Below are 13,684 nucleotides of genomic sequence, written 5' to 3'. Positions count from 1 at the left end.
ATGGTAGGTCATCGCGGAGGCAGATGGGATCGGCAATTCTAAAGATCACCACCGGCAATTCTAATTATCGTTGATCACCTCCGCCGTCACGCAGGCTGAGCGGGCATGCGCCGTGCCCCGCCCAAACTCCCCCTTCCCTCCCCACGGTTTCCCCCTTCCTCTCCCCACGCCATCGGGGTATCATACACACACATTTGTTCGTATCCGCCGTGTCGTGGGGAGGAACCATGGACTGCACGTCAACCCATCACCAGCACCTTGCCGCCAGTGGCATCAGTGACGCTGTTCAGGCGGAACGGGGCTATCGGAGCATCCAGGGGTTGGATCAATGGACGGCCCTGGGCCGCACGCCGATCAGCTCGTCGTTTGCCCACGTCGGCCTGGCGTTTCCGGTCTTTCGGCTCGGCCACCCGGAGCCATACACCTGGGTGCTGCGTCCCGATCGTCCGCGCAGCGTCCGGGGCAAACCGATCAAGTACGAATGGCCGAAGGGCCTGCCGCCCTGCTTCGATGTGCTGCCGCGCTACCGCACCGCGCTGGCCGATCCGGCGGTTCCGCTCTGGTTCACCGAGGGGGCAAAGAAAGCCGATGCCCTGACCACCGCCTACGGCGATGCCATCGTCCCGGTCAACCTCAACGGCGTCTGGGGCTTCCGTGGCACGAACCGTGCGGGCGGGAAGCTGGTCGTGCCCGATGTGGACGAGATCGCCTGGAATGGGCGTCGAGTCGTCCTTGCCTTCGACAGTGATGTCGTGCGCAAAGCCCCGGTTGCGGCCGCGCTGCGCCGCCTCGCGGCGCTGCTCATCGCCCGTGGGGTGAGCGAGGTGCAGATGCTCGTCCTGCCGCACCTGGGTGACGAGAAGCTCGGCGTGGACGATTTCCTTGGCCGTGGGCACACCACCCAGGAACTGGAAAGCCACCTGACCACGCTGCAAGCCGGCCTGGCCCAGGCCCGCGTGCGCCTGACCGTCCATCCAGAGACGGGACGCGACCTCTTTCTGCCCCACGGCTGGGCGGTGGTCAACGGCAGCCTCGCCACCGTCACCAAGCACGGGGAGCCAAGCGTCATCTACTCCGGCATGCTGATCGCCAGTGCGCTCGGCGTTGACCTGGCTGGTGGCGCGGCGATGTTGACCGTGCGGTGGCAGGGCACCGGTGGCCGACAGGGCAGCCTCACCGCCCCCAAAGCTGAACTGAGTACCCGGCAGGGCCTGGTGGCCTGGTTGGGGGCGCATCCCGATGTCCCCGTGCATGAAAGCAATGCGCGGGATGTCGCCAGCTACCTGATCGAGTTTACCCAGGCGAACCTGGAAGCGCTCCCGCGGATCACCACCTCGACCCGCCTGGGCGTGGTTGGCGCGGGCCTCGTGCTGCCCACCGGCGGTGTCGGCTATGCCGAGCCGGTGCAGTACGCCGGGCGGTTGCCCATCCAGGTCGGTCGTGATGCCGCGGCGTATCCCCAGGCGCTGCAAGCGATCACCATCTGGCCGGACGCCTGGGTCGCCTGGATCATCCTTGGCCTCACCCTGGCGAGTCCCCTGATCGCCCGCCTCCGGCCCCGCCGCAACCCGGCCTGCTATCTGGCTGGCGAGAGCGGCAGCGGCAAGACCACCCTGGCCCACTTCGCCGTGGGGTGCTGGGGCGACCCGACGGGCAAGCCCTTCCTGGTCGAGGCCCACCGCACCACCGCTGCCGGCTTTCGCCAGAGCCTCACCGACCTGAACGGGTTGCCGCTGCTGATCGACGAGGCCCACACCACCAGTGACCCGCAGCGGCTGGAGGCGCTGGTCTACGAGTTCGCCAATGGGCAGTCCTACAGCAAAGGCACCGCCGAGGGTACCGCCGCCGGAGGCGAACCATTGCGGGGGGCGCTCATCCTGGCCGGTGAAGCCCTGCCCGAGTTTCGCCACGCCGGGGCGGGCAAACGCGTGCTCTGGCTCGACGGGAGCCGCAACCCGCCGCTCGGAGGGGGCACGCTCGGTCGGCCCGGCAGCGACGAACACCGGCTCGGCGGGGCGCGCGCGCACATGCTGGAGCAGGCCTGGGACGCCGGCGCAGGGTTGTTTGGGCGGGCGGTCGCCGAGCGCTGCTGGGCCGCCTGGGCAACCATCCTCACCGACTACCGGCGCGTGCGTGACGACCCAGCGCTGCAACCACTGGCGGCCTGGCGCGAGAGCCTGGCCCTGGCCGCGGTTGCCCTCCAGGTGAGTGCGGCGGTCGCCGATCTGACGCTGCCTCCCCTGGACGTGCTGCTGCCCCGGTGGGTTGAACTCCTGACGGTCGGCCAGGCGCAGACCGACCCGGCGCTGGAAGCCTTCGAGCGGGTACGTACCTTGCTGGCCCAATGTGACGAGGACCCGAACAGTGCCCCCGGCTGGATCCTGCGTCGCCTGCGGGGTGAGACGGTCGCCTACCGCAGAACCGATGACGCGTACTGGCGTGTCCCCACCGGCACGCCGCCCTTCGAGAGCCGCATCGGCAAAAGCGCCGTGCAAATCTACGGGGGCACCTGGCTGCGGCACGGGCTCATCCGGTCGTTGGATGGTCGGCCCTCGAAAACCCTGGGCGCACCCCACCGCACCACGGCAGCGGCGATCGGGATTGCGTGCAGCGTGCTCGAGGACGCGCACGAGGAGGCGCCATGAGGCCCACAAGACCCACGAGACCGGCATGGCGCCTCCAGCGGGCACCACGCACGTCTGGGCGCCCAGGCGACGCGGCCGCATCGTGCGAGCGCGAGGCGGCGGTTCGTCCCACCCAGGGCCCCGCACGCCCATCAACCTGGCCCTCGCACGCCGACGGACGGCACAACGGTAGGAAGGAGAAGGCGCATATGTGCCCACCGAGGAAGCTACCGGTTGAGACCTTGGCAAGGTCTCAACCGGGTCTCAACAAGGTCTCAACGCGTTTTCGCCCACTGGGACGCGCTCGCTCGTGTATGTTGAGACCTGAGACCTTTGCATGGCCGCGCCTCATGCATGCGCGCGTGCGCGCGCGCATGCATGAGTCAGCAGCAGATCAAGGTCTCAGGTCTCAACATGATCAATCGATCCCATTGGAATGCGCCAAAAGCCGCTGAGACCTTGCTGAGACCCTGTTGAGACCTGTGAGCTTTCACCAAGCCGATCAGGAGCACGCCATGCCCAACCCACGCCACCGCGAACGATGTCCCGTCCGTCACCAAGCCGATCAGGAGCACGCCATGCCCAACCCACGCCACCGCGAACGATCATCAGTCAAGCCGGATGCGCAGCAGGAAGGCATCAAAGACCATCCGCCGCCTATGCGCCCCATCGCCAATCCGTCCGTAGACGTCCCAGGCATACCCGAGATCCTGTGAACCATCACACGCATGCTGGCCGCTGAGCCCACACGCGAACCAAGGAGGAACCCATGTCCACCCCACGCCGCCGTGCCCCCGTCCATATTCAGCAGCAAGAACCCGAGCCGCACCAGAGGCCCACCGCACCCCAACCGGACGCCTGGACGCGTCCGCATGACCAGCCCATGGCACCAACTCACCCGCCAGAACCCCTCCCCCTCGAACCCTTGCTCGTCCGGGTCGAAGAAGCCGCCCGCATCCTGAGCCTGAGCCGCTCGACCATCTACGAAATGATGGACGCCGGCGAATTGCCCTCCGTTCGGCGCGGCACCGCCCGCCGCATTCCGGTTGCCGCGCTGCGGGCATGGGTCGCACGGCAGACCGGAGGATAGCGCCGTTGATGCGAAAGAATAGCACATACGTTTGACAAAACGTCTTCGGTATGATACACTCATCCGTGTACATGTGGTGCGAAAGGGAGCGTTATGAGCAAGCGGCGAGGGCACGGCGAAGGAAGCATCCATCAACGCAGCGATGGACGCTGGTGCGCCCTGGTTGATTTGGGGATCATCAACGGCACGCGGAAGCGCAAGTACCTCTACGGCGATACCCGCAAAGAGGTCGCCGAGAAGCTCAAGGTGGCCCTGCGCGATCAACAACTCGGGCTGATGACCGTGCATGAGAACCAGACCGTGACCCAGTTTCTGACCGCATGGCTGGAGCAGAGTGTCAAACCGACGAACAAGCCCAGTACCCATCAGAGCTATCGCGATATCATCAAGCGCCATGTCGAACCCGCGATCGGCCACATCGTCTTGAGCAAGCTCACCCCGCAGCATATCCAGGCGCTCCTCACCACGCTCAAAGCGAAGCAACTCTCGCCGCGCACGGTGCAATATGCGCGAGCCATCCTGCACCATGCGCTTGACCAGGCGCTGAAGTGGGGCTATGTGGCCCGCAATGTGGTCGCCCTGGTCGAGGCTCCCCGGGTCGAACGGCACACCGTCGAGCCGCTGACGGAAGCCCAGGCCACCGCCCTCCTGCAGGCGGTCGCCGGTCATCGGTTGGAAGCGCTCTATCGGATTGCGCTGGGTTTAGGTCTGCGGCGCGGCGAAGTGCTAGCCTTGCGCTGGGTTGACCTTGACCTCAAAGCCCGTACGCTGCGCGTCGCGGCCGGTAAAACGGCCTCCAGCACGCGCACGCTGCCCCTGCCCGCGACCCTGGTGGACGCGCTCAGGGCGCACGAGCAGCAACAGGCCCACGAGCGAGCGGAGCAGGGTGCCTCGTGGAAGGAGCATGGGCTGGTCTTCCCCTCCGAGGTCGGGACGCCGATCAGCGGACGCAACTTGCTCCGCCATTTTAAGAGCGTCTTGACGAAGCTTGGCCTGCCCGCAACGATCCGCTTTCACGATCTGCGCCACTCCTGCGCGACCTTCCTCATTGCGCAGGGGGTGCATCCGCGCGTGGTGATGGAGATCCTCGGCCATAGTCAGATCAGCGTGACCATGAACACCTACGGCCACGTCCTGCCTGAGACCCAGCAGGATGCGGTTCAGAAGCTCGATGCGTTGCTGCGGCGGCAACCGGACGACCCAGCTGCGTCGTCGTAGGCGGGCTGACAACGTCATCGGGTTGCGGCCATAATCGCCTGAGCACAGGGTGAGACTTTTGACTGAGCCGATGGGCGGCGGTCAGTGGTATGATCGCCCCAGGAGGTTTCCCTATGCATGACAATGACCCGCCGCTCGTTCGCGCTACCTATGACCAGCTCGCCGACGCGTTCGCCCGCCACGCTGAGGACGGCCCGTACAATGCCCACTACGACCGCCCCGCGCTGCTCGGCCTGCTGCCGCCGGTCGCCGGATTGCACGTGCTCGACGCTGGCTGTGGGCCAGGCCTCTATGCGACATGGCTCGTCGCCCAGGGCGCGACGGTCGTTGGCCTCGACGTCAGCCCCCGGATGGTGGCGCTCGCCCAGGCCCGGCTTGGCGGACGTGCGACGATCCTGGAGGCCGACCTGGCGCAGCCCCTCACGATGCTCGCCGACGCGTCATTCGACCTGGTGATCAGCGGCCTGGCCCTCGACTACGTACCCGACTGGGCGCCACTCTTCCATGAACTGGCGCGCGTGTTGCAGACGGGCGGGATCCTGGCCTTCTCGGTCGTCCACCCCGCCGACGACTTCTACCGGCTGCACCCCGAGGGCAGCTACTTCGACGTGGAGCCGGTCACGGTGACCTTCACTTTCCCCGAGGAGGGGGTGAAGGTCGCGGTGCCCCACTACCGCCGCCCGCTTCAGGCCATGCTCACGCCGCTCCTGGCAGCCGGCTTTGTCCTCGACCAGTTGCTCGAACCCCGACCGACGGAAGCCTTCGCCGCCCGTGACCCGGCGAAATACGCCGTCCTGCTGCGTCGACCCGCGTTCATCTGCGTCCGCGCCCGCCGGGGATAACGCACGCAAAGGGGGATGGGGCGTCTTTACGGGACCGGTTTGTTCCCGAGATAGAGCAGATGATCGGCGGCCCCGATGAGAGCCGGATCGCGCCCAAGACGCTCGTTGAGATCCACCCAAGCGTCCCAGGCCGCACCAGTCACGGCATTGACTTGCTCCTCGTGACCGGCGACAATCCCCTCGACCCCGATGAGTGCCTGCGTCGTGAGTCCAGCCGCCTCCATCAGGGGCACCACCTCGGTTGGGTGGGCAAAGTAAGCCTGCGGGAACAGCTCGCCTCGGTCGTGAACACCGGTCCGGAGCACGTGCTCGGTGTACGCGGGGTCCTGGATGATCCAGAGCGGATCTTTCGCGGCAGCGTCACGGAAGGGCGCAAAGCGCGACACAAAGGTCGCCGCCAGGAGCCCGCCGGGGCGAAGTCGGGTACACGCCTCGGCCACCGCCTGCGCCCGCTCTGCCTGGGTCAGCAAGTGATACAGCGGCCCGAACAGCAGGACGGCATCATAGGGGCCAGAGATCGTCGCTGGGAGGGCCAGCGCATCGGCCTGGATGACCGCCTCCAGCATCACTGCCGAACGCTCGGCATAGTCACGGGCCTGAGCGAGCTGGGTAGCCGACAGATCCACCAGCGTCACCTGGTACCCCTGGGCTGCCAGCGCGACACTGTACCGCCCCGGCCCACCGCCGAGATCAAGCACCCGCGCTGGTGCTGGCGGGAGCGCCGCGTTCAGGACGCGCATCGTGACCGCAAACTCTGTGCGGTGCCGTTCCAGCCGCAGCCACTCACGCTCGCCATACGCATCATAGAACGACGCTACGCGTGACATCTCTCTCCTCCTGGAAATGCTCCCACACCGCCGATCACGTCACCAGAGCTTCCTAGGTGTCATGGTACTTGCATCACAACCGATGCAGCCGGGCATCGAATTCGCTCACGAAGCAGAACTGCCTGGCCTCTTTTCCCTGGGTATCCACCGCCGTCCATGGCTGTCAGCCGGACTTTGGCTGTCAACTTGGCTGTCAACGGCAAGAAAGAAGCCTAGTGCCGAATTGACACTAGGCTTCCTAGACTGGTGAGCCGGGAGGGGATCGAACCCTCGACCCTCTGATTAGATCCCCAATTAGCACAGAGGTACCACCATGCAGACTTTTGATATTTCCATCTGGTGTCATCATAAATGGCAAGCGGAGCTACTCCGCGCATCACTGGCTAGGCTTCTAGGCGCTGGCTTGCACTTGCAAGACCCCCTTCAAGTTGCGGGTAAATCGTGGCTTCTTCGCGGCTACCTAGAGGTAACAGCCGGCGAAATGGAAGTTACCCTTGGGGTTGCCCCGGTCGCGGAAAAGGGGTTGTAATGGTTCCCCCTAAGCCCCTTGCCGTCGCCGTCTGCCATCCCTCGCAACAGCAGAAGACCCCCTTGGGTTCCCCTGTCAAGCGCGTAGCGCGTACCCCGAAGGGGTTGACAGGGGAGCCCAAGGGGGTAGGCTTCGCTGTCGAGGGTGGCAACGGCACGGCGAGGGGCGGCCCCATTGCTTGAGCTGGTGTCGGACTGAGCAGCCGGGTAGAGATGAGGTACAGCCATGCGCTATATCATCGGAGCAATAACAATAATCTTGTTCGGGGCGGTACTGCTCAGTATGGTGACAGCAACCCGCGAACGAACGGCGGTAGACTGGGCACGCCAAGAAGCGGCCCTTGCACGTATCGAACGACAGGAAGCGCTTGACGAGGCGGTACAGCCCGTCAAGCTAACCATGGCGCTGCTATGGTCAGTTGTCCCGTTTCTTGCTGCCCTGGGCGGTCTGGGCTATGTCGGTGGGCTTGCCGTCGCTCACTTGCGGCGAGTCTGGTACGAACGGGTACCAGATAGACGCGGGTTAGTACCAGTACCAGTTGAATACCTCGGGGCGGTCGGCCCAGGTGCGTTAGATGCGTACCATCTGACGGCGAGAGAGTCAGCCCGCAACCCTGCGCTACCCCACACCTTGCACTATAGCCCCAAGGTCGAGCAACGAGCAGAGCAGAGCCGGGTCGAGCCGATCACCCCTACCCTGAGCTTGCCGGGTCTGGTAGACCTGGCAACGCTCAATTATCGCCCTTCCCTTGATGCGATTCTTTTGGGCCTTGGCCCTGGGGGTGAGCAGCTTACGGTACCAGCGCGGGCGCTGTGTCATGTGGCGTTGGTCGGGGCCACGGGTGGGGGCAAGTCAAACTTGCTGCGCTTGTTACTCCCTCAATTGCAATCGGTCGGGGCGCGGGTCGTTCTGGCTGATCCCCACTACACACCCTTTGATGTCGAAAGCGGCGACGATTGGCGGCTGATCGAGTCAGGCTTGCATCTTCCCCCAGCGGTCACAGCCGATCAGATAGGCGGGCTTTTTGCCTATCTTACTGATGAACTCGAGCGACGTATCGAGCGACGGCGCAAGGGTGAGCGGTGCGGCCCTTCGCTCTTTCTGGCAATGGATGAGCTACCCGTCATTGCCGATACCGTACCAGAGTCAATTGAACACCTCGGGCGGCTCTTGCGTGAGGGGCGCAAATGTGGGTTGTTTACCATTGGCGCGGCACAATCCATGCTGGTGAAGGTGATAGGCGGTGACAGTAGCGCACGAGAAGCATACCGCACGGCCTACTACGTTGGGGGGGATGTGCGGAGCGCGGCGGCGCTGCTGGATATGCCCCAACGGGCGATAGATGACGGTCAGTGCAGTACAGGTATTGCCTACCTGCGGAGCGTGAAAACCGCACCAGCGCAACTGGTACGGGTGCCGTATGTGAGCAACGCGGCCCTAGAAACCCTGCTCGGGGCCACTTCCGTACCCACTTCCACAAGCGGCCAAATAGACCGGGTTGGAAGTGGGTTGGAAGTGGGTACGGAAGTGGGTAGCGGGTACCCACTTCCAGGGCATCAGGAAGCGCTAAAAGACACCACACAAGCGGCCCGCATCCTTGAAGCCTTAAAAGCGGGTCAAACACCTGGGGAAGTAGCCGCAACCCTAGCCGGGTCGAGGGGCGGGCGCAAGTATCAAGAGGCATCAAAGCACGTAGCAGAAGTTATAACGCAATGCTTGAAGAATTCTTGAAATATTTCAAAGATTCTTGCGCCCTGCGCCCTGCGCCCCGACGATCAGGCGCAAAAACCGGGGGTATTAGTTGCGCCATGCTTGTGGCATGCGGCATGCGGCATGGTAAAAATGCGCAAAAGTTGGGGCAATTAGTCGTGCATCCTTGCGTCATGCGTCATGCGTCACACGAAAAACGGCCAAAAGTTGGGGCAATTAGTCGTGCATCCTTGTGGCTTGCGGCTTGCGGCTTGCGAAAAACGGCCAAAAGTTGGGGCAATTAGTCGTGCATCCTTGTGGCCTGCGGCCTGCGGACGGTCGATCAGGCGCAAAAGTTGGGGCAATTAGTTGCATGCTTGCTCTTCTTGTGACTGCGCTGCGAGTGTGACTCAGCGCTGAGTCACACTCGCAGCACAGTCACAGTAAAACTACCCGCGCACAACTGGACAACTTGACCATTTGAGGGCTAATTATGAATAGTATTAAAGTACTGTTACTTTTTGGTTTATTGTAAAGAAGATATTAAGTCAATATGATTGTTTCAGGGCAATACGGATTGCCAGTTATGCGATAGGAGATGTTGTTATGGTTGCTCTTGTTCAAGTTTTCGTTGATGTTATGGGGGCTTTGTTGACTTTCGTTATCACCTATCTGATTCCTGATGAAGTGGCGGATGTGACCATTCTTCATGTTGCCATTTGGACGCCCGTTACTATCGGTCTGGCGGGTATGGTGATCGGTTTTGTCAAGAAGATGTGGGGCCGTCGCTGATCCGGGATGGGACAACACAGAAGCGCACCCGTGAGGGTGCGCTTCTAAGGTCTCATGACTGCCGGGGGTCCAAGTCCCCTACCAACATAATATCACACTCGAAGAACGGTGCAACGGTTTGTTGAGATGAAATAAAAATCTATTGAATAAGCCCTTATTTGTAGGACTTTTTGAAGAACTTTTCAGAGAACTTTTTATTACCCAAAAGTAGTATTGAAGTGAGTCAGGGGTTATGCTAGGTTGAGGGTGCATGTTCCTCACATGCAATGCTAAAAGGCGAAGCGCACCCTTTAGGGGTGCGCCTCATATGACTGGGGGAAGGGCAACCCCCTTTTGTTAACAATATGATACCACAAACTCAGCAATCACTGCAATGGGTTGTTGCATGGGATAAGGCAACGGGCGGCTTTCGAGCAACAGCCGGGGATCTGCAAACAGGATCTTACCTCAGCCCATCGATAGCCCTTCAAGCGGCCCGGCACATCGAGACGGCGGTAGCCCTTCAAGCGGAGCAAGCGGAGCGACAAGCGGAGCGAGCGGAGCGAGAAGAGGGGCTTGTCCCTTGCCAACAAAGTTTGAATGGGCACCCGTTCGGAATGCTTCAATCTCCCCCAATTGGGGGAGATGAGGAAGCGGCCCAAAAAGAGCCGGTTATAGCCCCCCCTGGGGGGCGGTCTGCATCTGCTGGTGCATCAGAGCAAGATGAGAAGTATCAGCAAGGTTGTGCCTTTAGCTGGCATTTTGATCAGGTGAGCCGGGCGTACCACGAAGAGCGGGTACGCATTGAGCACGAAATGGAATCAACCCCTAAAGTGCGCTTGAAGGGGCGGCGCTGGAATATCACGCTGAGTAATGGGGAAGATGAGCATCAGGTAGATAGCCAGATCTCCCGGCTGGTACGGTGCCAACGGCGGGTAAAAGCTTGGTCTGATGCTATCCCCAGGTTGAACCGGCGCTTGCGGCGGCTCTACAAGAAAAAGAACATCGGCCCGCGTATGGTCATGGTTACGCTTACCTACGAGGATATTGATGCTTGGGAGCCGAATCAGATACGCCAATTTATGCAAGATGTGCGCAAACTGCTGAAAGATAAGCTATGGGCCTATGCCTGGGTGCTTGAAATGCAGGAAAGAGGGGCGGCCCATTACCATGTCTTGCTGTACGTTGCTCCCGGTACCGATGTACCTGAACCAGACAAGGCCGGATTATGGCAATACGGTTGTACCCGGCGTGAAACAGCCGAAAAAGGCCCAAAGTATATTCTTACCTATGTGGGCAAAGAGCATCAAAAAGAGGGCTTGCCCCTTGGGGCGCGTATGTTTGCGGTCTGGATTGGTAAGAAACAAGCAACAGCAGAAGAGTTATTTGGTTTTCGGCTCTCTTCAGCCCCCCCATATCTGCAAAAGAAGATATTAGAGTATTACGAAGAGGGGATTATTAATGCAAATGTGCGATGGGAGAGGGTTTTTGGGGGCGGTTGGTTGATAAAAGATATTGGTGAGATACTTCAATCTGAATGGTATCTGGTGCGAATCTCAGAGTATATCGAGTGAAAGGACTGACATGAGCAAGCAATCCCGCGTGCTCGCCGTGCGTTACCCGGTGGGCAAGACCCCGAATCAGGTGCCGACAACTCACCTATGGGGCAAGGATGGGCCGATTTGTGGCAACCGTGCGGTAAAGCCGGGTCAAAACGGTTGGGAATTGGTCGAAAGCACCCAGGTTGAGAATTGGGGGCGGCGACTCTGCGTGTACTGTCGGGAAGAACTAGACGAGGAGTTACGGGGCGTGCTGGTACCCGTCTTTGCGGCAAGGGGGCCACGATGACAGAGCAACTAAGCTTTTTAGATGAACCGCAAGTAGGCGAGTTTGAATTACCCTACGGCGTAGAGATGCAGAAGTGTCGAAGTTGCGGAGCGCCTATCATCTGGATTACGACAGAGAAGGGCAAGGCCATGCCGCTAGATGTCGCACCCCTGCGCAGGGTAGGCGAAAAGCGCTATGCACGGTCACACTTTGCGACATGTCCAGATGCGGCTACCTGGCGGAAAACCAAAAGCCCCCGGTAGCGTAGCTCGGGGGCAAGCAGTCGAGGGTGAGTCAGGGCCGGGTCACTCTTCATCAGGGGTATACCGCAAGATGTCAGAGGGTAAGCAGTTGAAGTATGAACAGAGCGTGCTCAGGGTCTCAAACTGGATGCCCTGCGCCCGATTTGTTGTCAGGCCGGTAAGCGTAGAGAGGGCTATACCCGTTTCGCGGGCAACCTGTCGTAAAGTCAAGGGCTTGTCCCCTTGCCTGATACGCTTTGCATTGTACTGAGTTAGGAAGTACCGAAGGTCACTTGTAATCACGATTTGCGCCAACATATGAACCTCACGCATTGCAATTTTAGTACACTGCCTTGATGATAGCAAAAACGAGCGCTGAAATCAAGTCAATGCATTGACAAGTGCTACCATCGCGTGATAATATGCTCTCATATAAGCGCGGCCCGCTAGGTGTACGAACCTAACAGGCCACTTGCAAGCAAAGGACTGTACCCAATGCCTACCAATCCCGATTGTACCACGCAGAGTCCCCTACTTGAAGCACCCCATCGGCTTGCCGTCACAATCCACCTTGTTGGCCCACAGGTTGAGATGTTGGCAAAAGTAGCAGCTCGCCACAACGAACTACAAGAGCGCTATCACAATCCTGACTCTGGTACCCCGCCTGTGTACATTGACCTTGAGTCAATGGCGCATGTTGTGCTCGTCATTGAGCTTGAAGAGCGTTGCAGACGTATCGAGGTGGCGCTACAGAAAGAACAGGCGTAGCGATGAATACCACACCAGCGGAAGAACCCCGTATCACCATAACGCTACAGCTGCACGGTAAACACGTCGCAATGTTGGAGCAAGTGACCGCACGGCACAACGAACGACAAGAGCGCTATAACAGGCTGTACCCTGATTTATTCCCGTTTGACCCAGACCCCCTAGAGCCTGAACGCATGGCGCGGGTTCTGCTCGTCAACTTGCTGGAAGAACTTACTGAGGTGCCGCTATGATGCAACCTGAACCAGCAATAGACCTGTTTCTCAAGCATCGCAAAGACCGTAAGCGGTCGGTACGCACTATCGAGCAGTACAACTACCAGTTGCGCGGGTTGTGGCTATCCTGGCTTGTGCAGGAGGGCTATAGCGGCGATTTGCAGGGTATCACGCTTGAAACGATGGGCCGCTATTTTGACTACCTGCTCTATGAACGACGCAACGCCCACAGCAAGCAACTAGGGCTATCCCCAGAGACGATTAACGGGGCATGGCGCACTCTACGGGCGTTCTTTAACTTCGCCCTCCGTCGCACCTGGGTGAGCGTCGAGCAGGCGGCATGGTTCAAGGACGATGAATACCTACCACGCCCCAAGGTCGAGACCAACATCAGGCCAGTGCTTGAAGATGACACCCTTCAGCGCTTGCTTGAAGCGTGCTTGAAGCGTGAGCACCTGGAAGAACGGGCGAGGGATCGAGCGCTGGTGCTTGTGTTGGCGCAAAGCGGCATGCGGATTAGTGAGCTTGCCAGCATGAACCATAGCAAGCTTCAGCTAGACCAACGGGCAGCGATTGTACGGGGCAAGGGCGGGCGTGATGAGTGGGTTTTCTGGAATGTCGAGGCCGACAAGGCGCTACGCTTCTACCTGCGCGGGCGGTCGCACAAGGGCGACGGCTCGGTATGGCTGAGGGTAACAGGCGCGGCGATGACAACCGACGATATACGAACGGTTATCTACAAGCTGGCCGAGCTTGCAGGGGTCACACTCCCCCCAGGGGCACCCGTGCATAGCTTTCGTCACCGATTCGCGCACAAGGCGATAGCTTCAGGTCTGGACGTGACTCAGGCCGGGCAACTGATGAGGCATCGAGACCTTGCTACGACCATGCGCTACCTTCGGGAGAGTAAAGAGCGCTTGCAGACGATTCACGAACGGGTAAAAGCATAACGAGGGTCAGGCCCAGGTCGGGCAGTCGCTAGACCTGGGCTGAAGTGGTGAGCCGGGTGGGGATCGAACCCACGACCCTCTGATTAGATCCC

General features: G+C 60.7%; 14 protein-coding genes. 12 read left to right on the top strand and 2 right to left on the bottom strand.

Going from position 1 to position 13,684, the window contains the following annotated elements; all coding sequences use genetic code 11:
- Window positions 1-227 precede the first annotated feature (227 nt).
- From A9Q02_RS01675 to A9Q02_RS01655, 5 genes are all read left to right on the top strand, one after another.
- Window positions 228-2,645: a DUF3854 domain-containing protein gene (locus A9Q02_RS01675; protein WP_097650638.1), complete on the top strand. Its 2,418-nt coding sequence runs from the start codon at window positions 228-230 to the stop codon at window positions 2,643-2,645.
- A gap of 494 nt (window positions 2,646-3,139) precedes the next feature.
- Window positions 3,140-3,340 (top strand): hypothetical protein, encoded by a 201-nt coding sequence (locus tag A9Q02_RS23540; RefSeq protein WP_141508659.1) that lies wholly within the window; start codon window positions 3,140-3,142, stop codon window positions 3,338-3,340.
- 53 nt (window positions 3,341-3,393) lie between these two features.
- Window positions 3,394-3,714 (top strand): helix-turn-helix domain-containing protein, encoded by a 321-nt coding sequence (locus tag A9Q02_RS24545; RefSeq protein ID WP_216361427.1) that lies wholly within the window; start codon window positions 3,394-3,396, stop codon window positions 3,712-3,714.
- A gap of 93 nt (window positions 3,715-3,807) precedes the next feature.
- Window positions 3,808-4,932, top strand: a complete 1,125-nt coding sequence (locus A9Q02_RS01660; RefSeq protein WP_097650636.1) for a tyrosine-type recombinase/integrase — start codon at window positions 3,808-3,810, stop codon at window positions 4,930-4,932.
- A gap of 113 nt (window positions 4,933-5,045) precedes the next feature.
- Window positions 5,046-5,774 carry a class I SAM-dependent DNA methyltransferase gene (locus A9Q02_RS01655; RefSeq protein WP_097650635.1) on the top strand — a complete coding sequence of 243 codons (729 nt, stop codon included), beginning with the start codon at window positions 5,046-5,048 and terminating at the stop codon, window positions 5,772-5,774.
- Window positions 5,775-5,800: 26 nt separating this feature from the next.
- Here A9Q02_RS01655 and A9Q02_RS01650 read toward each other — a convergent pair whose 3' ends face one another.
- Window positions 5,801-6,601, bottom strand: coding sequence for a class I SAM-dependent methyltransferase (locus tag A9Q02_RS01650; protein WP_097650634.1), 801 nt, complete (start codon window positions 6,599-6,601; stop codon window positions 5,801-5,803).
- 754 nt (window positions 6,602-7,355) lie between these two features.
- Between A9Q02_RS01650 and A9Q02_RS01635 the strand changes: the two genes are divergently transcribed.
- The 4 genes from A9Q02_RS01635 to A9Q02_RS23535 all read left to right on the top strand — a co-directional run bounded on the left by A9Q02_RS01635 (window position 7,356) and on the right by A9Q02_RS23535 (window position 11,438).
- Window positions 7,356-8,861 carry a helicase HerA domain-containing protein gene (locus tag A9Q02_RS01635; RefSeq protein WP_097650631.1) on the top strand — a complete coding sequence of 502 codons (1,506 nt, stop codon included), beginning with the start codon at window positions 7,356-7,358 and terminating at the stop codon, window positions 8,859-8,861.
- 564 nt (window positions 8,862-9,425) lie between these two features.
- A complete protein-coding gene (locus A9Q02_RS01630) occupies window positions 9,426-9,611 on the top strand; it encodes a hypothetical protein (RefSeq protein ID WP_097650630.1) in 186 nt (61 codons plus the stop codon).
- Window positions 9,612-9,955: 344 nt separating this feature from the next.
- Window positions 9,956-11,164 carry a rolling circle replication-associated protein gene (locus A9Q02_RS01625; RefSeq protein ID WP_097650629.1) on the top strand — a complete coding sequence of 403 codons (1,209 nt, stop codon included), beginning with the start codon at window positions 9,956-9,958 and terminating at the stop codon, window positions 11,162-11,164.
- Between the two features lie 10 nt (window positions 11,165-11,174).
- Window positions 11,175-11,438 (top strand): hypothetical protein, encoded by a 264-nt coding sequence (locus A9Q02_RS23535; protein ID WP_141508658.1) that lies wholly within the window; start codon window positions 11,175-11,177, stop codon window positions 11,436-11,438.
- A 284-nt stretch (window positions 11,439-11,722) separates the two neighbouring features.
- On the opposite strand, the gene A9Q02_RS01620 is transcribed toward A9Q02_RS23535, so the two are convergent.
- The gene (locus A9Q02_RS01620; RefSeq protein ID WP_216361426.1) at window positions 11,723-11,890 is read right to left on the bottom strand and encodes a helix-turn-helix domain-containing protein; all 168 of its coding nucleotides are present in this window, start codon (window positions 11,888-11,890) and stop codon (window positions 11,723-11,725) included.
- A 264-nt stretch (window positions 11,891-12,154) separates the two neighbouring features.
- On the opposite strand from A9Q02_RS01620, the gene A9Q02_RS01615 reads away from it, so the two are divergent.
- The 3 genes from A9Q02_RS01615 to A9Q02_RS01605 are packed head-to-tail and all read left to right on the top strand — an operon-like array spanning window position 12,155 to window position 13,592.
- Window positions 12,155-12,427 carry a hypothetical protein gene (locus tag A9Q02_RS01615; protein WP_097650628.1) on the top strand — a complete coding sequence of 91 codons (273 nt, stop codon included), beginning with the start codon at window positions 12,155-12,157 and terminating at the stop codon, window positions 12,425-12,427.
- 2 nt (window positions 12,428-12,429) lie between these two features.
- A complete protein-coding gene (locus A9Q02_RS01610; protein WP_097650627.1) occupies window positions 12,430-12,660 on the top strand; it encodes a hypothetical protein in 231 nt (76 codons plus the stop codon).
- Entirely contained in the window at window positions 12,657-13,592 is a 936-nt protein-coding gene (locus A9Q02_RS01605) for a tyrosine-type recombinase/integrase (protein WP_097650626.1), read from the top strand. Before A9Q02_RS01610 ends, A9Q02_RS01605 begins: the two co-directional genes overlap by 4 nt.
- Window positions 13,593-13,684: the final 92 nt, after the last annotated feature.

Source organism: Candidatus Chloroploca asiatica (assembly GCF_002532075.1).
In the GTDB taxonomy this organism is placed as follows: Bacteria; Chloroflexota; Chloroflexia; order Chloroflexales; family Chloroflexaceae; genus Chloroploca; species Chloroploca asiatica.
Note: the sequence above shows the minus strand (reverse complement) of the source record. Positions and strands in the feature narration are given on the sequence as shown.